Source organism: Allorhizobium ampelinum S4 (assembly GCF_000016285.1).
Taxonomy (GTDB): domain Bacteria; phylum Pseudomonadota; class Alphaproteobacteria; order Rhizobiales; family Rhizobiaceae; genus Allorhizobium; species Allorhizobium ampelinum.
Map to the genome: position 1 here is coordinate 60,238 of NC_011991.1, position 18,525 is coordinate 78,762.

General features: G+C 56.9%; 20 protein-coding genes and 1 pseudogene. 11 read left to right on the forward strand and 10 right to left on the reverse strand.

What is annotated here, in order from left to right; translation table 11 throughout:
* Positions 1–122: 122 nt before the first annotated feature.
* The 3 genes from AVI_RS30670 (at position 123) to AVI_RS31245 (ending at position 1,638) form a co-directional block, all read left to right on the forward strand.
* Positions 123–440 carry a hypothetical protein gene (locus AVI_RS30670; protein ID WP_041699184.1) on the forward strand — a complete coding sequence of 106 codons (318 nt, stop codon included), beginning with the start codon at positions 123–125 and terminating at the stop codon, positions 438–440.
* Positions 441–1,003: 563 nt separating this feature from the next.
* On the forward strand, positions 1,004–1,177 hold the full coding sequence (locus AVI_RS31240) for a hypothetical protein (RefSeq protein WP_187152412.1): 174 nt from the start codon (positions 1,004–1,006) through the stop codon (positions 1,175–1,177).
* A 287-nt stretch (positions 1,178–1,464) separates the two neighbouring features.
* Positions 1,465–1,638 carry a hypothetical protein gene (locus AVI_RS31245; RefSeq protein WP_187152410.1) on the forward strand — a complete coding sequence of 58 codons (174 nt, stop codon included), beginning with the start codon at positions 1,465–1,467 and terminating at the stop codon, positions 1,636–1,638.
* Positions 1,639–1,692: 54 nt separating this feature from the next.
* On the opposite strand, the gene AVI_RS23205 is transcribed toward AVI_RS31245, so the two are convergent.
* From AVI_RS23205 to AVI_RS23220, 4 genes are all read right to left on the reverse strand, one after another.
* Positions 1,693–1,959, reverse strand: a complete 267-nt coding sequence (locus AVI_RS23205) for a WGR domain-containing protein (protein ID WP_244427800.1) — start codon at positions 1,957–1,959, stop codon at positions 1,693–1,695.
* Positions 1,960–2,511: 552 nt separating this feature from the next.
* Entirely contained in the window at positions 2,512–4,452 is a 1,941-nt protein-coding gene (gene traG, locus AVI_RS23210) for a Ti-type conjugative transfer system protein TraG (protein ID WP_335337353.1), read from the reverse strand.
* A complete protein-coding gene (locus AVI_RS23215; protein WP_012655077.1) occupies positions 4,388–4,666 on the reverse strand; it encodes a conjugal transfer protein TraD in 279 nt (92 codons plus the stop codon). The genes traG and AVI_RS23215 overlap by 65 nt, the downstream gene beginning before the upstream one ends.
* Before the next feature lie 28 nt (positions 4,667–4,694).
* The gene (locus tag AVI_RS23220) at positions 4,695–4,919 is read right to left on the reverse strand and encodes a TraC family protein (protein WP_012655078.1); all 225 of its coding nucleotides are present in this window, start codon (positions 4,917–4,919) and stop codon (positions 4,695–4,697) included.
* 211 nt (positions 4,920–5,130) lie between these two features.
* On the opposite strand from AVI_RS23220, the pseudogene traA reads away from it, so the two are divergent.
* The 7 genes and pseudogenes from traA to AVI_RS23250 all read left to right on the forward strand — a co-directional run.
* Positions 5,131–7,356 (forward strand): annotated as a pseudogene (gene traA / locus AVI_RS31530) (Ti-type conjugative transfer relaxase TraA); the annotation flags it as partial.
* Between the two features lie 1,005 nt (positions 7,357–8,361).
* Positions 8,362–9,201, forward strand: a complete 840-nt coding sequence (locus AVI_RS31535; RefSeq protein WP_244427804.1) for a BID domain-containing protein — start codon at positions 8,362–8,364, stop codon at positions 9,199–9,201.
* Entirely contained in the window at positions 9,198–9,731 is a 534-nt protein-coding gene (gene traF, locus AVI_RS23230; protein ID WP_012655080.1) for a conjugative transfer signal peptidase TraF, read from the forward strand. The genes AVI_RS31535 and traF overlap by 4 nt, the downstream gene beginning before the upstream one ends.
* Positions 9,732–9,747: 16 nt before the next feature.
* On the forward strand, positions 9,748–10,890 hold the full coding sequence (locus AVI_RS23235; protein WP_012655081.1) for a conjugal transfer protein TraB: 1,143 nt from the start codon (positions 9,748–9,750) through the stop codon (positions 10,888–10,890).
* A 14-nt stretch (positions 10,891–10,904) separates the two neighbouring features.
* Complete coding sequence (locus AVI_RS23240; protein ID WP_041699190.1) at positions 10,905–11,327, forward strand: hypothetical protein; 423 nt, start codon at positions 10,905–10,907, stop codon at positions 11,325–11,327.
* Between the two features lie 4 nt (positions 11,328–11,331).
* The gene (locus AVI_RS23245; protein ID WP_041699251.1) at positions 11,332–11,964 is read left to right on the forward strand and encodes a TraH family protein; all 633 of its coding nucleotides are present in this window, start codon (positions 11,332–11,334) and stop codon (positions 11,962–11,964) included.
* Positions 11,961–12,326: a thermonuclease family protein gene (locus tag AVI_RS23250; protein WP_049777420.1), complete on the forward strand. Its 366-nt coding sequence runs from the start codon at positions 11,961–11,963 to the stop codon at positions 12,324–12,326. The genes AVI_RS23245 and AVI_RS23250 overlap by 4 nt, the downstream gene beginning before the upstream one ends.
* Positions 12,327–12,336: 10 nt before the next feature.
* Here AVI_RS23250 and AVI_RS30675 read toward each other — a convergent pair whose 3' ends face one another.
* On the reverse strand, positions 12,337–12,612 hold the full coding sequence (locus AVI_RS30675; RefSeq protein WP_148213976.1) for a hypothetical protein: 276 nt from the start codon (positions 12,610–12,612) through the stop codon (positions 12,337–12,339).
* A 348-nt stretch (positions 12,613–12,960) separates the two neighbouring features.
* On the opposite strand from AVI_RS30675, the gene AVI_RS23255 reads away from it, so the two are divergent.
* Positions 12,961–13,233 (forward strand): hypothetical protein, encoded by a 273-nt coding sequence (locus AVI_RS23255; RefSeq protein ID WP_041699192.1) that lies wholly within the window; start codon positions 12,961–12,963, stop codon positions 13,231–13,233.
* Positions 13,234–13,751: 518 nt separating this feature from the next.
* On the opposite strand, the gene panD is transcribed toward AVI_RS23255, so the two are convergent.
* The 5 genes from panD to AVI_RS23285 all read right to left on the reverse strand — a co-directional run bounded on the left by panD (position 13,752) and on the right by AVI_RS23285 (position 18,408).
* Positions 13,752–14,177 (reverse strand): aspartate 1-decarboxylase, encoded by a 426-nt coding sequence (gene panD / locus AVI_RS23265; protein ID WP_041699194.1) that lies wholly within the window; start codon positions 14,175–14,177, stop codon positions 13,752–13,754.
* 40 nt (positions 14,178–14,217) lie between these two features.
* Entirely contained in the window at positions 14,218–14,946 is a 729-nt protein-coding gene (locus tag AVI_RS23270; RefSeq protein ID WP_041699197.1) for a sulfotransferase family 2 domain-containing protein, read from the reverse strand.
* A 56-nt stretch (positions 14,947–15,002) separates the two neighbouring features.
* A complete protein-coding gene (gene hisC, locus AVI_RS23275; RefSeq protein WP_012655087.1) occupies positions 15,003–16,109 on the reverse strand; it encodes a histidinol-phosphate transaminase in 1,107 nt (368 codons plus the stop codon).
* 62 nt (positions 16,110–16,171) lie between these two features.
* The gene (locus AVI_RS23280) at positions 16,172–17,434 is read right to left on the reverse strand and encodes a beta/alpha barrel domain-containing protein (protein WP_012655088.1); all 1,263 of its coding nucleotides are present in this window, start codon (positions 17,432–17,434) and stop codon (positions 16,172–16,174) included.
* A 98-nt stretch (positions 17,435–17,532) separates the two neighbouring features.
* Positions 17,533–18,408 (reverse strand): NAD(P)-dependent oxidoreductase, encoded by an 876-nt coding sequence (locus tag AVI_RS23285; RefSeq protein WP_148213977.1) that lies wholly within the window; start codon positions 18,406–18,408, stop codon positions 17,533–17,535.
* Positions 18,409–18,525 lie beyond the last annotated feature (117 nt).

Consider the following 18,525-nt stretch of genomic DNA (forward strand, 5'->3'; position numbering starts at 1 on the left):
TCTGTCCCGATCGGCAACCGCATCGATCACAGCGTTGCCATTTTATAGAATCGTCCCTCTACGCGAGGTTCATTGATACTTCTGCCGCTCACGACGACAAAGAACGTAAAGGAGTGTACTTTATGACAGACATCGAAATCACCCCTGCTGAAACGGATGACATCGCCGCCGTAGCCACGCCTGCCCAGCGAAACCCGATAAGGGACGGCTTCGATGCGGAAATTCACCTACCGAGCACGATTTCCAAGGAGTTCCTGTCGGCAGCGTTGCTGTGGGCTATCGAGAACAAGGCCGAGTTCGGCGTCTTTCACGATCCGCAACAAATCGTTTTCGCGTTCCTTGGCGGCCACAGCCACTACATGCCCTCCCGATGGTCCGACAAGCGCTGGCATATCGGCCGGGAGAACCTCGATCCCGGTTTCTCTCCAGAGGACGCCTGACATCGAGAGCAGAGGCGGCTTCGTCCGCCTTTGCTTTTCTGCAGAGTAGGAACCGAAGCCCGGACGCGCCGTTCCGACAGCTAGAGCAACAATGGCCCGCAATTCCACATCTAGGCTGGCGAACCGGCTTCCACGCGGCTTGGTACAAGCGCTCCGCACCCGATTATTCACGGTCGAGCGGGACGCGCCGATCTACACAACGCTTTCCGAGCTCGAACGCCAGGAAGGCGACCAGTTGATCTTGCGCCGGCCAACCCGGATTGTTCGAGGTTCGCCGCCGGCCCCGCAACCAGGCGGGTTCTCTTGAAGTCTGAACGTGAAGCCGGAGGTGGGCATCGAGCCCACCTCCGGCTTACTGGTGCCATACGGAGAGGGCGTGGTCTGATCAGATCGAGCTATGGTGCCGGGACGCCATGACGGCGTCAAGGACTTCGCGGTACCCCCAAAATGCTACGCATTTCGGCTCCCCCACTCGCCGCCTCTGGCGGTCGCTGACGCGATCCCTGACCCCGCCATGCCGTCCCGCCGCCGGTCATCGTCTTTCACAAACTCAAGGAGATGAGATGATGACGATGATCCTGGAAATCCAAATCGAAGAGCTTCGCCTGGAACTGAACAGCGCTTTTGACATCATCGAGCGCCGCCAGATCGAAATCGAGCTGGAGCTTGCCCGGGCCGAACTGGCTGTAACGCTGGCCGAACAGGATGGCGTCATCGACGCAGAACCGCCCTTCTGAGGGCGGCACCACCTTTGCCGACCGACGTCGGCGCTTATTATCGCGAGGCAAGGATCTGCTGCAGTTTCCTTGTCGATCTGCTTCATCTGCACCGGGGAGGATGCACCCCGTTCGTCATGCGCAACCTGCCGGCGCCAGAATTTTCCCCGCCGCTTCGCGTCTCCTCGCCCGACAAAATTCGGGTGCCGGCAGGTCCTCCGCTTTGCTGCGGCCTTGGCAGGTGCAGCACTCCTTGTCCGGGCTGCCACTGATCCCCGCGATGACCGCAATCGACAAGGAGAAACACCATGCAACAACTCGCTCAGTTCCTGAACCGCACCGGCCGACGCCTCCGTACCCTCGGTAAGGTGATCGTCCACTTCTTCCGGAAGGGAAAACTCGGCCTGAAGCTCGCAATCAAGATCCCGTTCTTCGTCAAGATCGAGGCAACTTTCGAAACCGACTGGTATCGCCGACATTGACGCCGTGCGGGCCGCATCGCTCGGTCCTTCATTTCCGGTTGCCCGGATCGGTCGTCAGCTTCGGGGTGTCAAAACGGTCTGTCTCGGCCGGTATCCGCGTGCGCGTTTCTGTTTCGTGAGATCGAGAAACAGACGGACAGCCTCTTCTTCCCGGTCGAACAGATGTGCCTTTGCCTGCCCCCCTGTTCCGATGCGGCCCCATGTTCTGGTAAGGCACGCCTCGCCGAACAACGTCTCGGTAATCTCCAGGACATAATAGCGGGCCAGGTTTCTGGCCGGGTCGGTCCGTTCGATATAGAGTTGATATGGCTGAGCAAGCATGGCTCCAGAATCCGCTATAGAGGCCATAGGGTCCAGTGAAAGATTTGAATCGGTCGGCGCCCACCGATTCACGTCGGTGATATGCGGTGGAGAGTGCTGTCATGAACCAAGGCGTGGGCGGGCCGATCTTCGACCGGACGGCTCTGCTCGCTTCGCTCACCGAACCCGCTGCGCGGTTTCGTCCATGCGGCAACGATCCTCCCGCGGCAAGGCGCAGCGCCGAGGGCGTTCGATGGGCCGAGTTGTGCCGGAGTGATAAATGGTCGTTTGTACGGGCAAGCGGTCGCGCCTTTCAGCCGCAGGCTGTTTGTCTCTCCGAACCTCAATTTGACGCCGGCCCACCCGGCGTCAGAACAGCGCGGCCTCTCCACCATTTCCCAGCCCCTATTCGTTTCTGCCAGATTGGTTTTCCAGCCCGGAGGGCCGGAGCGGGCTTCCCATCAGGAAGTGCGCGAAGCAAGCGAAGGCATGAACGCGCTCCTCCATTGCGCCGAAGAGAATGCCGCAGCTTGTGGTAAACCTGGCCGAAGGCCGCCGTTTGATGTAACGGCGTCAGCCGGCCGCTTTCGGCGCAAAGTTCGATGGTCCCACCCTCGATGCCATTTCCTCACGGCGGAAATAGATAGCGCGCCCGCAGCGCAGCGGCGGGTTACCGCTCGTGAAAATGATCTGCTCGTCGGTCCGCATCTGCATGACCTCGTAGGGCAATATCAACGGCCGCTGCGAGATCTGTTTGGAACGGGTGCGTCCGTTGCGCCCACCGTTGGAATTGCGCGTCACCTGATCGACCTCGATGGTCGTCGTGCCGCAACGCCTGGAAATGTAATCCGCGGTATCGGTATCGTTCACCGCCGAAAACGATACCCAGGACGCGGACTCGAACCATTTGCTGGTCGCGTCGCGACCGCCGAACGCTTCCCGCATTTGTCCTAGCGACTGGAACAGCATCAGCAAGGTGATGCCGTATTTGCGACCAGCATCGCGGGCGGTTTCGATGATGCGCATATACCCCAGACGTGCCGCCTCATCGAGAAGGAAGAGGGCGCGTTCTGAGACATCGCCGTTGCGATTATAGAGCGCCTTCAGGAACGCTCCAATTATCACGCGGGCCATGCCGGGATGATTTTCGAGGGTCGATAGATCGATGTTGATAAACACCGTCATGTTGCCAGAGGCAATGTCTTCCGTATGAAAGGATCTCCCGGAAACGACAGCCGCGTAGTTTTCGTATGACAGCCAGTGGGTTTCCTTGGTGGCCGTCGCATAGACGCCGGAAAACGTCTGCTCGGTCATGTTGATGAAGGGCGCTACATTCTCTCGCACGAACCGCGACGACGTGTTCTTGTGAATCTTTTCGAGCTTCTTCTGCAGCGTCTTTTCAGGCTGGGCGAGCCGCTTGCGCACCATGCGCAGCGACTTTTCGCCCGTCTTGAATTCGGGATCTTCGTCCGGGTCGTCTTCGATCTCATCGAGATCGGTCAGCATAACGTCGGCGATAACCGCCGCGATGAGCTGCTCGGCGGTGGTTCGGAAAAAGTCGTCCGACCCGGAACTGACGCGCGGCTTTTCGCTCATCAGCCACGCGGCCACCGAGGCGATATCCTCTTCCGGCGTATTGCCGTGTTTGCCGATCCAGTCGAGCACATTGAAACCGATATGCGGCAACCTCGGATCGAGCGACACGACCTCCTGATGGTTTCTGGTCCGATGCTCGCTGACCATCGGCGCGATCTCGGTCGATGGATCAAGCACGATCATGGACCCTTTGAACGTGAGTGCCGTGGGAATGACAACGGACGTGGTTTTGAAGCCGCCAGAGCCGGCGAACACGAGGCCATGCGTGGATCCAAATCCGGCGTCGAAACCAAGGAGGGGCGCTTTGCCGCCTTTGCCCCAGGTCTCCTTTCGACGAGGATCGAAACCAACCTGACCGATACTATCTTGGTCAGGCCGGTAATTTTCTCCAACGACAATCCCGCCGATCGGCGGGAAAAGCTTTGCGGCGTGAGACAGGCTCATCCAGTCGTTTGCACCATGGACAGCCCTTGTGCCTTTCAGGCGCTTCGGACCCGTCCGGCCGAACGCCATGTTGCCACGCTGCCCGACCTTTAAACCGAAGATCGCGATAAAGAAGCAGGCTGTGGCTCCGGCGATCGTAAACCAGTCGACCAGAGGCAAAAGAAGAGCATTTGGCTGGCTGGATCGAATTGCGATCAGCCGAAATCCCTCACCACCAACACCCAGTGCCATCGACAAAAAACCACCGATCAGCACCCCCCATCCTGCCCACTGGATCAGGAGAGAGCCTCTGGTGCTGAACAAAAAGATGACGCCGACCAGAGCTGCCGTCGCATAGGGAACGGTCAGGCCGACGCGTCCCAGTGCCTGGTAGGCTTGCGGGCTGGTGCCGAAACCGGCCAGCCAGAATTCAATCCCTTTCATTCCAATTGTAAGTGCCAGCATCAGGGCTGCCGGCACGATCACGAGCATCATCTTCTTGGGCAGCATCCTCGAACCCTCTTTTGCCGATGGCTTGCAGCCTTGCCCATTCCCCTTCGGCGTCGCTCAGGCGCTTTGGGAGCTCCATCAGCCAACCGAGCAAGACGGCTTTGTCGATATCCCGAAGTCCGGCTTTGACCACCAGACCGCCAAGCTGGATCTTCTCGCGCGTGTCCTTTTTGCGATCTTCGTTTCGGGCCGATTGCAACTGTCTCTCCTTCTGGGCGATACGGCCTCTAAGCCGTCGTGTTGGACAGTTGCGACGAGGATTGAAATCGTGCGGCCAGTTCTTTCAGCGCCGACACCAGAACAGCGTCATCGATGTCGATCTCATGCAATCCGGCTTTGACGGCGAGCGATCCGAGGCGTTCAGCCTCGCGCGCTTCGGCCTCTTTCAGCTCAACCTTGAGCGCTTCCATGGCCGCTTTGATCTCAGCCGGCGATTTGGTTCTCTTTGCCATCGTGCTTGCTCCTTTCTTTTCCCGGCAGTTTTGGAGGAAGCGGTAGCTTCCTTCAACCACAGATTTCTGCGTTAGCTGAAATCAACTTTACAAGGCACCGGCCTTGCCGGTACTTTTTGGTCTGTTTCTAACAGCGCAGTAATACGTTGCTGCGCAACGTTTGCTCTACGCGCCCTCTGGATGGGCGCTTATCTGTCCGGAGATCGCTCTCTTGGCGATTACGCATTTCACCCCCCAGATCATCAGCCGCGGTGAAGGCCGATCGGCTGTTGCCGCGGCCGCGTATCGTCACACTGCCCGCATGGAGAACGAGCGTGAGGGGAGGGTTGCCGACTTCTTCAACAAACCCGGTCTTGTCCACAGCGAGTTTGCTCTACCGGACGATGCACCGGATTGGGCAAGGGTGATGAAATACGGCAAGAGCCCGGCGCAATCATCCGAGGCGTTCTGGAACAAGGTCGAGGCGTTCGAGACGCGAAAAGATGCGCAGCTCGCCAAGGAGTTCATCCTGGCGGTGCCTGTCGAACTTTCGACCGAGCAGAATATTGCGATGATGCGGGACTTCGTGTCCTCCGAAGTGACGGCGCGCGGCCTTGTGGCAGATTGGGTCTATCACGATGCAACGGGCAATCCGCATCTGCATTTGATGACCAGCTTGCGTCCGTTGACGAATGACGGGTTCGGGGGAAAGAAGGTCGCCATTCTCGATGCGAACGGACAGCCGCAACGATCGAAGTCCGGTCAGATTCAGTACAAGCTATGGGCCGGCGACAAGACCGACTTTCTCGATTTGCGGGATGCCTGGTACGCCATGCAGAACAAACATCTGCGCTTGAACGGCCATGACATTCATGTCGACGGCCGTTCTTATGCTGAGCGCGGGATCGGGCTTGTGCCAACGCCGCATATCGGGGTTTCGACCAAGAACATTCAGCGCGAGGCGGAGGCGCAGAGCCGGGCGGTCGATCTTGAACGACTGACGCTGCATCAGGCCGCACGGCGCGAGAACGCGCGCCGGATCGAGCAGCGGCCGGAGATCGTGCTCGACGCGATCTCTTGGGAAAAGTCGGTGTTCGACGAGCGTGATATCTCCAAATATCTCCATCGTTATATTGATGACGCGGGGCAGTTTGCGAACCTCATGGCGCGTATCCTGCAGAGCCCGGAGCTTTCGCTTCTCGAGGCCGAGGAGGTCGATTTCGCGACCGGCGAAGTTCTGCCGAACCGGTACGCCACCCGCGACATGATCCGCATCGAGGCGGACATGGCTGAACAGGCGAGCCGCCTTTCGATCCTCTCCGGGTTCGGTGTTTCGCGCTCGACGCGCGGAGAAGTCCTAGCCGCCAATGGCAAACTGTCCGACGAGCAGAAAGTGGCCGTCGAGCGCATTACCGGCGACGAGCGGTTGTCCCTTGTCGTCGGTCGCGCAGGCGCCGGCAAAACCACAATGATGAAAGCCGCCCGTGAGGTCTGGGAGGCGAACGGCTACAAGGTTGTGGGCGGCGCGCTCGCGGGCAAGGCGGCGGAAGGGCTTGAGAAAGAGGCCGGCATCAAGAGCCGCACCCTGGCCTCCTGGCAACTGCAATGGAAGGAGGGCCGCGCTGCCCTCGATGACAAGACCGTGTTCGTCATCGACGAAGCGGGCATGGTCGCGTCGCGGCAAATGGCCGAATTCGTTTCAGCCATCGATCGGGCGGGGGCCAAACTTGTCCTTGTCGGTGACGCTGACCAGTTGCAGCCGATCGAGGCGGGCGGAGCCTTCCGCAAGCTCGCCGACAACATCGGCTATGCGGAGCTGGGTACGATCTGGCGCCAGCGCCAGCAGTGGATGCGTCATGCGTCGATGGATCTTGCGCGCGGCAATGTTCGCGAGGCGCTGACTGCCTATCACGAGAGGGGTCACGTGAAGGAAGCGACCACCAAGGCGGATACCATCGCCGCCCTGGTCAAGGACTGGATTGCCGACTATGACCCGGCCCGGTCGAGCCTGATACTCGCCTATATGCGCAAGGACGTGCGGGCGCTCAATGAGCAGGCAAGAGCCGCGTTGCAGGAGCGTGGCATCATCGCGCAGGGAACAGAGTTCCGCACCGAGGACGGTATGCGAAATTTTAGCCCCGGCGATCAGATCGTTTTCCTTAAAAATGAGAAATCGCTTGGCGTCATGAACGGCATGATCGCCCGCGTCGTAGTAGCCGAGAAAGGCAAGATCGTCGCAGAAGTCGGTAGTGAAAACCGCCGTGTCGAGATCGATCAGGCATTCTATCGCAACGTTGATCATGGCTATGCGACCACCATCCATAAGAGTCAGGGCGCGACGGCCGATCGCGTCAAGGTTCTGGCCTCGTCCATGTTCGACAGGCATCTTTCCTATGTCGCGCTCACCCGCCACCGGGACAGCGTGGAGCTTTACGCGGCGGCGCAGGAGTTCGCCCGCTACAGTCGTGTCGACCATGCTGCCGGCATTACTGGCAAGCTCGTTGATGCTGGAATGAAAAAATTCCGCGAAGGCGACGATGTGAAGCCGACGCCTTATGCGGACCTGCTGGACGCAGCTGGGAACACACATCGGCTGTGGGGCGTCAGCTTGCCCGACGCAATGGACAAGGGTGGCGTGACCATCGGGGAGGTGGTGACGCTCCGCAACGATGGAACCGAGGAAGTCATCGTTTCCGTTCCGGTTATCGACGAACTTACCGGCGCCAAGACATGGGAAGAGCGCATTGGCGAGCGCAACATCTGGACGGCTACGCTTGTCGGTGATCGAGATCCAGCCGCGCAAAGTGTTGCGGCTGCGCACCTCTATTCTAAGGGTGGCCGCGTCGATCACAGCGCCGGCATTGTCGGTGAGCTGGTCGAGGCCGGTAAAGCCCATTTCCGTGAAGATGAGAAAGGTCGCGAAACGCCATATGCCGATATTCGTAGCGCCGATGGTGCGGTCCATCGCCTATGGGGCGTTTCATTGCCCAAGGCGTTGGAGCATTCGGGCGCAGCCACCGGTGACACTGTTCGCTTGCGACGCGATGGTGTCGAGGATGTCAATGTCCCGGTGCGCAAGGTCGATCCAGCGACCGGAAAGACCACGACCACATGGGTGAGCGCGCAGCGCAATGTGTGGACGGCTGAGGTCATCGAGACGGCGGCAGCTCGCGACGCCCGGCTTGACGCCGCTCAGGAGCAACCGGAACAATCGAAACTCCTGGACCAGCTCGCCGCCCGGATGTCTCGCTCCGGTGCGAAGACAACGACGCTCGACTATGCGGGATCGCGCCACTACGACCAGGCGCTTGATTATGCCAACAACAGAGGCTTGTATGGGCTTCGGGTTGCCAAGGCGATCGCACGGGATCAGGCCCGCTGGATCAGGATTCAGCGCGACAGGATCGCGGCGGCAGGCGCGAAGCTTTCGAAATTCATCGAGCGGTTCGGCCAGCACCAGACCATGGGTCAGGCCGTTTCGAGACAGACCGCCACAGCGGCGGCACCCAGCCAGCCCTGGTTGCGCGGTATCGCGACCTGGGCGAGATCCATCAGCCAATTCGTGGAGGCAAAAGTGCAAGGCGATGCGACCCTCACCGTTCACTGGACCAAAATCAATGAGCGCCTGAAATTCATCTATGAGAAGCCGGACGAGGCCATGAAGGCGATGAATCTTGCGCCGGCGCTCAATGGTGATGATGCCACGGCCAAGGCCGCGCAGGACCGCATCATCAATCAGCTCGCGAGCAATCCCGAAGCCTATGGCGCGATCAGGGGCAAGACCGGAATGCTGGCGTCTGGCGCCGCCAAGGCGCAGCGTCAAAACGCGCTCGGCCATGTTGATCCGCTGGCGAAATCAATCCGCGATTATGTTCGCATCCGCGCCGAGGTTCAGGAGCTTCATACCGGCACCCTTCGGCAGGAGCGAAATCGACAACGCGTCGATGTGCCGTCGATCTCGAGCAATGCCAACCACACCCTCGAGCGCATCCGCGACGCCGTCGACCGCAACGACCTGCATTCGCAGCTGGGCTTTGCGCTGTCCGACCGGATCGTTCGGGCCGAAATCGAGGGCTTGAACAAGGTGCTCGATGAAAAGTTCGGCGCGAACACCTTCAGCAGCGCCGAGCCGCAGGGCAGGAAGTTTGACGCCGCGGCGGCGAAAGTCACCCCTGACGATCACGGCAAGCTCGCTCAGTCCTGGCCACTGTTCAACGCCGCGCAGAAGGTGGCCGCTCACCAAAAGGAGCAGGCACAGGCGCAGGCGAGAACGCAGGTGCAAAAGGCGGGGATGACCCGTTGAGCGCCCGCCGCAACGCCCTCGCTATCCTTGGCGTCGGGGCCGTATTGATCGGCGGTATCGCCGGCACATTTGCGATTGGTGGTTACCGCATCAATTTTACGCCGTCATATAACCTTGGCCTATGGCAGATCGGCGCTCTGGATCGAGAGGTTCGGCCAGGGGATCGAATATTTATCTGCCCACTCGCTGGCGCAGCCGTGTCGCTGGCACTTGAACGTCACTATCTCCCGCGAGGGCTATGCCCTTCAGGTAGCGGTCCGCTCATCAAAACCGTGGCGGCGACTGCAGGTCAGTCGGTCGAAATTGGCGGCCAGGTCATCATCGATGGCAAACCGCTTCATTCATCGCGCGTCCTCAAGGCTGACGCAGAAGGACGGCCCATGCCGGTCTATGCCGGCGGCACCATTCCCGAGGGCAAGATTTTTCTACATTCCGAATTTGTTGGTTCATATGACTCGAGATACTTTGGCCCACTCCCGGCCGACGGCGTCCTTGGCCTCGCGCGAGAAATTCTCACGTTCTCTCCGTAATCTCACGCCCCGCAATCTGGCGATCAACGCGGCGTTCGTCGCCGGCGGCTGCATTACCGGCGCGGCGGGCTGGAGCGGTCATGCGCTCACGCTTCCGATCGGCATCGCCTTTCCGGCCCTCTGGGCATTCGCCCCCTCCCGGATCGTGGCAGCGCTCGTGGCGGCGGCCTATTTCCTGGGAGCCTCGCGCGGCCTGCCGGTCGGAACATCGATCTTCTTTGGCGAGCAGCTCGCCATCGGCATTTCGTTCTGGCTCGCCGCCTCGATCCTCTTCGTCATCGTTCATGCCGCCCTGTGGGCGTCAAAGGGCGGGCGGCATCGCCCGCTGCGCTACGCGGTCGCCGCCGTTATGATGAGTGTGCCGCCGTTCGGAATTACGGGCTGGGCTAGCCCGATTACGGCGGCCGGCGTGCTGTTTCCCGGTTGGGGCTGGTACGGTCTGACTGCGATGGCGGTCGGCCTGGTCATCATGACCACGAAGTATTGGCCGACCGCAGCGCTTGTCCTGGGAGGATTTTACGCCTGGTCCGCTACATCGTGGACCGCGCCTACAGTGCCTGATCGCTTGGCAGGGATCAACACGCAGTTCAAGTTTACCACAGCCGGCCAATATGCCGACTACGCGCAGCATCTTGAGACGATCGCAATGGTCAGGCAGGCCGTGGGGCAGGGCGCGTCGGTCGTTGTCCTGCCCGAGAGCGCCTTCGGTCTCTGGAGCCACACCACAGAGAGCCTGTGGCAAGGCGAGCTCACCGGTCTTGATGTCCGGATCATTGGCGGTGCGGCCGTCGTCGATCCCACCGGCTACGACAATACGATGATCGAACTGACACCGAAAACATCGCAAATTCTCTATAGTCAACGAATGCCGGTCCCGGTTTCGATGTGGCAGCCATGGGCAACAGGTGGCGCGGACGCTCAGTTCTTCGGCAATCCGTATGTGATTATTGAGGGGAAGCGGGCAGCGCCACTTATCTGCTACGAGCTGCTTTTGGTCTGGCCTGTACTGCAATCCATGATGTACGAACCTGATATGATTGTGGCGGTCGGCAATGGCTGGTGGACGGGCGGCTCCAACATCGTTTCCATCCTGAAAGCAAGCGGAGAGGCATGGGCCTCGCTCTTCGGCCTTCCACTCGTGATGGCGTTCAACATGTAAGGAGGATAGCCTCTGTGCTTGTCGAGTTTTGGATTGTATTCATTATCGTTCAACTTGAAAAGCTGCGCGCCTTCGATCCGCGTGTGGGCTGGCTGCTTGCCCTGGGGGCAATGGTTCTTCATCTCGGAGTTGCCCTCGTTTTGCGAAACTCAGGATGGATAGGTGCCGGAGGTGCTTTGGTCATCATCCTCGGTGTTCTCACGATTGCACGTCCTCTGATCCGAAGAGGAGACGAAACTGTCATCCGGGCCAAGGGAGCAGTGGCAAAGCAGGTTCGAGAGGTCGAGGGAAGGGTGGTAGACGCCGATCCGGTAGAGGCATCGCAGCAGCAGCTGGACGTGCGGGCAGAGCTCCAACACGGACCGACATTGGTTATCGTCGGCACAGCGATCAATGGCTATGGCAGTCTGATCGCCGGCAACTTTTTTGGATGGTGATGTGATAATCGATGCAGCATTGATTCAACAATGTGCCGATCCGCGCCTCAGCGTCGAGACCGTGCAGACGTTTGTCGAAGAGGTCGGCGCGACCGACCATCTGACAGTGACCGTCAAAAGCGGTGATCGCACGTATGCTGTCCCTCGCCCTAAAACAGCCGAAGAAGCGATGGCACTGGCGCGCGAATATATAGGGCAGGCCGTTGTTCGCGTAGGATTGACGCAGTATCCAGCCGGTCTCGGTGCGGTCGACAAGAGCCAGCTCAGCATGGATCTTTTCGAGCCGTGCCATAATCTTCGGATGGGCACTGCACTTTTTGCAAAGATCTACCGCATCGTGACGAAATGGTATGGTAACCCGCGGTCGGAGGCCTTCGATGACGCGCTATGGTCATATGGAACCGGCGTGTTTGAAGGAGAACGCATATTTTATGCCGAAGATCCGGGCGACGTGAAGCTTGCAGAGCCGAAGGCGACGGAGTCTCAAGAGACCGGAGTATCCTCGGCCGAGGCAACGTCCGATGAGGGTCCTTCCGAGCCTCCATTCAAGAGTGAGGACCCCAACAAAGCGAGTATGCGGATCGATCTAAGCGGCATCAAAGCCCATAATTCCGAACCGAAGAGCACAGGCGAATGAACGCTCACATCCTCGTCACGATCATGCTGTGCACCCTGCAGTGCGAGCCGACGGAGGTCCGCATATGGGACGGTGATACGTTCCGCATTGGAAGCCGTAGCGGAGAAGCGGTCCGAATATTTAATATCGACGCGCCAGAGATCGCGGGGAAATGCCGCTACGAGACTGATCTGGCGCAAAGGTCCAAGCAACGGCTCGCGTCCATTCTGCAGAGCGGCAAGGTGGAGATCCAGAGACAGGATACCGACCGTTACGGCCGCACCTTAGCAACTGTGCGCGTCAAGGGCAGGGACGCTGGCGACACGCTTGTGAAAGAGGGTTTGGCGCGCATATGGAGCGGTAGACGCGAGCCGTGGTGCTGAGGAGCATGAATCATAGCAGCTCCACGAACAAGGTCGAGGCCCTGACGAAATCCTTGAACCCGCCATCGTTCCGAACCAGTTCTTCGGTGTCGGTGTCGGTGTCGGTGTCGGTGTCGGTGTCGGTGTCGTCGCGGAACTTCAAACCGGCCGCGCGCGAAGCGCCGTAATGCTGAGTTGCGTCTGGTCGATCATCTTGTGCAGATCGCTCGAACGAACAATGCTCGCAAAGTAACCGTCTGCGAGCCTCGGCGCATTGCACACGTGCTATCTGCTCGCCGCGCAGCACGTCAAATTCTCGCGCGCGCCGCGAACGCGATCCACGCCATCTCCGTATAAGCGGCTTCGCCGTCTCTCTTGGCTTCGGAATCCTTGTCGCCATAGCATGAAGGCGATGAGAAAACCTAGCATAAATCCGAGACTTCCGTGCGAGAGCGAGCCGACGCAACACATACAACATCCGAGCTTTGGGACCGGCTCCACGATCTAAGGGAAGAGGACATAAATTTGTAAAATTTCCGGGCCAAGTTGCCGTAACCTTGTCAAATAACCGGTTCAAGCTACCTGTAACTCGATGCACTTAAGCGGACCCCTAATAGTCACTCCGAATTTTTCCAAACAGAGGTTCCTTTAGATCATGGACAAAGAGCTGGACGCGATGATGGAAGCCCACCGTGAGACTGTGCAGGGGCTAGCCGCCTGTGTGCAGAAAATGCAGTCACCTGATAACACCTTGTGCTCATTTGGGAACTTGATCGATGCCACCTTGGCAGAGGAAAAAGCCCGCCGCAGCCTATTCCGTTATGTGCCGGCGACCTTAAGTGCGAAACGAAAACATTTAATTTATAAGATTGGATTCCTCATTGTGACCCACTCTTGGCTATACGAAAATATTCCCTTGGTTGGTTGAGCGACCACGGCAGCTGTTGAACATTCAGTTGCAAGAAGGTAAATATTAATTAGCCACCCGCATATAGCTTTGTAGGATATTCGCGGCAAATATCGGATCGATGGTGATGGAGGCGGTTGTGAGCACCAGAAAAACCTTCAACAGATTATCCGCAATCCTCGCGGAATTGGGGACCCGCCATCGAAACCAGTGCAGAAAGAAATCGCAAAAAGCCTCGTCGGCCACTGCGACCCTGACCGGATGGTTAATGACCGCTCTATCGCTTGGCGCAGATATTGGAGCGCGACGATATCGATAGCTTTCGTCTCCAAGATCTTACGGTGGGTCAGCAGGCAGCCCGACTTCATCTGGTCCATCGGACAGCGTCGCGTGATCTACCACTCATCCAAGGGTCCGCATCAGCAATGATACCGGGCGCGATACAGAGTTCCTCAAATTATCTTTGGCAGCTGTGCCACCTTGTCGGTTGCCAAGATGAGCCAGCCTTCGACCAATCCGGTCATAGGATTCTGTTCATTTTAGGGAACGGGTCTAGCCCGATTGAGAATTTCGAAGGTGTGTCGGCCTAGAGTGTCTTTCGACACGGAGTACATTAGCCGATCCTTGACATAATTGTTTTCGTCAAAAGTTAGTACTATCGGCGTCAAGCAAGAAATGTTTTCCTCATTTTGGTAGATCGAGTTGCAGATGATTACCTGATCACCAACTTGGCATGTGCGTGCTGCAGCTCCGTTCAGGATGCAACATCTCGATCCGCGTTCGCCCAGAATGACATATGTCGATATTCTGGCACCTGACTGTTTATTCCAGATATCGACGAACTCCATGGGAAGAATGTGTGCCTCTTCACAATGATCCGGGTCGAGCGTTACGGATCCGTGGTAATCGAGATTAGCGTCGGTGACGTGAATCCCATGGAGTTTAGCTGCGACAAATCTTCTCATTTTCCCTCGACAAGGTTGCCCTTTGTGATGATTTGAATGCCTAGAAAAGGCGGCCATAAGTCTCGTAAAGTTCAAAATCTTTGCCATAAAGGTCTTCGACCTTTGCAATATGGTGTCTGCTAGGCGTGAAGGGCCGCTTCGTTTCGTTGGTGTTGATATCCCGCAGCAAAGGTTTGGCTTTGTCAGGAACTCCACATACGGAGAAAACGTGATTTATCCCATGAATGAGATCCTCAAGCCTAAAAATATTCGACAACAAGATCGAGCCACCACTATCAGTGACGTCATCCCACATAGTCGCGGTGTGGGTCGAAAAATGGAGCCCCATTGGCGAGAAGTTTGAACCTGAATCTCTGCATGCTACGACTGCATCGAGAAATTGGTCGAAGGAATAATCCAGCCCGTAACCATGGGCGTTAAGTGCGCCGTTGAACGACGGTAACCAAGCGCGCCTCTGCGCCTCAGCCTCCCAGAGGTAGAAAAATGCGCTGATGCAACGAGACAATGGTTCTCGGCAAAAAGCAAAACTCACCATCTCATGCCACACGTCCTTATAGAGCCATTCTCGCGCGAATAGTGTGCGCTTGAACTGATATTCGCCGAGGGGGATACGATAGTTATTTAGAATATCGTTGTATTCGGGCTCCTTCGCGAGTAAAAAACAATAGGGTTTTTTGCTCCTATCCACCTGAACGTAGTGGTTCCGGAGTAGCTGTCTAGTTGACATTCCTCCGCTCTTTTTGATGTGGAGCCAAAATAGTCTTTTCACGAGGGACCCTCACTTCTAGATACTCAGACGCATAGTAGCAGTCACAACCATGACTCTCAGTTTGCTTGTTGTGTCAGGGTTCGAAATGCGTCAAGTACAATCCGGTTTTGAGATTCTGTGCCAATTGTCAAACGCAGCCAGTCGCTCAGGCCATAGGAAGCCAAGCGGCGCACAAGGATTCGCTTCGCCTGCAGCGCCTCGTGCGCTGCTGATGGAGCACGCAACTTTACAATGATGAAATTTCCTTTGGATGCCGCGTGCTCAATTCCAAGGTCGCTCAATCCTTCTGATAGTCTGGCCTTCTGCTCGATGTTTTTTGCTCTAGTTTCGTTCACGAAGCCTTCATTGGCCAGCGCGTTTACCGCGGCCAGTTGTGGCAACACGCCAACGGAGAAGGGCTGCCTGATCCTGTTCATCATGTTAATAAGTGTCGGCGAACCGATGCCATAGCCGACCCGCACACCTGCAAGTCCGTATGCCTTGGAGAAGGTGCGCGTTATAAAGACATTGCTTCTTGATTGGAGCAGCAGCTTACAATCGATCCGCTCGTTCGGCTCAACAAAATCGATATAGGCTTCATCGAGCACTACAAGGACGGTAGCAGGAACCCTGCTGATGAAGCTGTCAAATTCTGCCGTTGAAATAAAACCTGGAGTCGGATTGCTCGGATTTGCTAAAAATATCATCCGAGTATTGGTGTCAATGACACGAAGCATCTCATTGAGATCTGCATTCCAGCCTGAAGGTCGGACACTGACACCGGTAGCTCCTGCGAGGTAAGTCGCCTTACGATAGGCTACAAAGGAATACTCATCGAAGATCGCGTTCGTTCCTGGCGCCAGCAGCGTCCGAGCTGACAAGTCAATTAGTTCATCGGAGCCGTTCGCGATAATTAGCTGATCGATCGAAACATGGTTTTTCGCCGCGATAGCGGTCTTCAGACGGAGCGCATCGGGGTCAGGGTACTCCGCGAGGTTAAAACGCGTGATTTCATTTAAGGCATCAGCAAACCCCGGGTTCGTACCATAAGGATTTTCGTTTGATGCCAGGTTGACCAAAGGTTCAGCTGAGGTCTCGGAGACTACAGCTAAATCTGCTGCTGGCCTATAACGCGGCAACCTTTCAATGTGAGATGGAAAAACGAGTTGGCATGAATTGCTCATATCAAACCCTAACCCTCATGTGATATGAAACGTCGTGTGATCAGTGCTAACGTGAGGTTTGTTCATCGAGAGATCCTAAGGTGATCCTTCGCGGCGGCGGATGTTTGGGCGAAGTTCGCTCCCTTTAAAAAATGCTCAAAGTCTTCATCTTCAATAATAGCTACATTGCGGCTGAAGGCCTCGGCCTTTACCCATTCAAGAGCTGCGGATGCCTGAGACTGGTCGAGCGCCCATCCTAGCCGAGCCGCAACGGCATGAATTATGCGGTGGCTTGCTAGAGAGCTCAACAGCACCTTTGGTTCAACTCCAAGTATCTCTAAGGGGTCGAACGGCTGAAAGAGAGCCGGATTCGTGAATGGCGTGCCGGTCGAAATCGTGTTCACACCTGTTCCCACAATGGGATCGGTTGTCATGAGAGGCCTTCGTGTACTTTGACTGACGTACCTTGCGATCGGCGAGAGCTGACGTAGATCAGGTGGTGAGCGCCATATCTCATCCACGACGCCCAACTTTTTTGGCAAAAGACTGCTTTGATAGCCAAGCGCAAACAGTAACTGTTCTGTTGCAGGCATTCCTGCCCGCTCTCCAAGAGAGAGCCATGAACTCGTCAGGCCATATATTTTGGCAGACAAAGCTTCAAGTGTATTGACTAAGCCGAAGCCAAGATCGTTGTGCATGTGAGCAACGTAACGCAAATCCGGATCAGACCGTCGAGCAAGTTCGTCAAAAAACCATCGGCTTTCCGACGGAAAAAACTGCCCCACCGTGTCACATACGATCACCATTGATGCACCGGCGGCGGCGTACTCGGCCGCCGACGCGGCTAGAAAGCCCACGTCGGAACGAGATGCATCTGCAAGGGCCACGTCAACCATCAAGGCTGGGTTCTTATCTCTGGCATATCTTACCATATCCAATGCCGCTTGTTTTGCCTTCTCAGCCGTACAATGCATCATGGAATATGCCATAGGATTGGAGGCAGGCACAGCAATGAAGATCCTACCGTGCCGCGCGCCGTGTACCGCCTGGAGCAACAAATCAACATCTTGCCGAGTTGCTCGTCCAGCTGCTCCGACATAGCATTCGTCGACGCAATCAACGACCTGCCTTGTCGCTTCAAGCTCATCCTTGCCAGCACTCGGGAAACCAGCATTGAAGACCAAGTGATAAGGCGCGAATTCACCGAAAATGGAGCTGTGACGTTTTGCGATTTGAACTCTCTGATGGCCATTCAGGAGCGTCTTCCCTTGCGCCCCGTCCCTCGCCACCTCTTCATGAAAGATAACCCTATTGCTAAGCGCTGTCTCCAGGATTAAATCTGACATGTTACCTCCGGCTCTTGGTTTCACGATTGCACGCCGTCGTTACCGCAGGGATCCTCTAGGCGCGTCAATTCATTTCACGGCGCCTGCAGCAGACAAACCTATCGGTTCTCCAAATAAACAGCTAACGTCGTAATATCGTCGAGAGCACTCCCAGCCTCAATCGCGCTCCGATAAACATCGAGGACGGCCTTGGAGACGCGCATTTCGCAATCAATTAACCGTGCCTCGTGGAGACAACATGATAGATCATGATCAACCAAGGCAAGTGAGGCCCCAAAATCAAATGTTCGCGTCAGAACATGGGAGGGGATTTTGGAAGTACTGACGTCGCTTGCTGCAGATCCCGAGTTGATCACTTCGAGCAATAGCTCTCGCGAGATTGTCGCCTTCTTTGCCAGCGTTAAAGCCTCAATGGCGACTGCGAGGTTTCCAGCGGTCACGAGGTTGTTGATCACCTTAACATATTGTGCCTGACCGACGCCCGGGCCGACGTAAACGATTTTGGAGCTGTACTTTTCAAGGGTCGGACTGACCGCTTGGAGCACTTTAAGAGGGCCACTTGCGATGACGGTGACCTCACCTCTTGCCGCGCGGCGAGGGCCTCCTGTCATCGGCACATCAATAGTGCGGATGTCAACTTCCGCTAGTCCGTGTGCAATCTCCTTGACCAATGAAGGGCCAGTTGTTCCAACATTAGCATAGGTATGAACGCGCGTGCCGCCTCGAATTCCATTGGGGCCAAGAGTGACCTCGCGAAATGCCTCTTGTCCGCTCACGCAGCCCATGACCACATCGCAGCAGTCAGCCAGTTGCCGTGGCGTTGCGACAAACTGCAAGCCGTCCGGTGGATTCTGGGCTGCGGGATCGCAACCGAATACCTCAACGCCACAAGACAACAAGCGTGTCGCAAGTGCCCGGCCCATTTTTCCGACGCCGACCAATCCAATTCTCGGACGTTCCGTCAATCCTGTCATTTTCACTTCGCCGTTTAGAGGGCCGACCGGAGATTTGGCTTACAATAGCCCTTGATACAAAAAAATACATGCCGCGGGCTTAAAGCTCGCGCAATATTCTGAAATGTATTAGAGAAT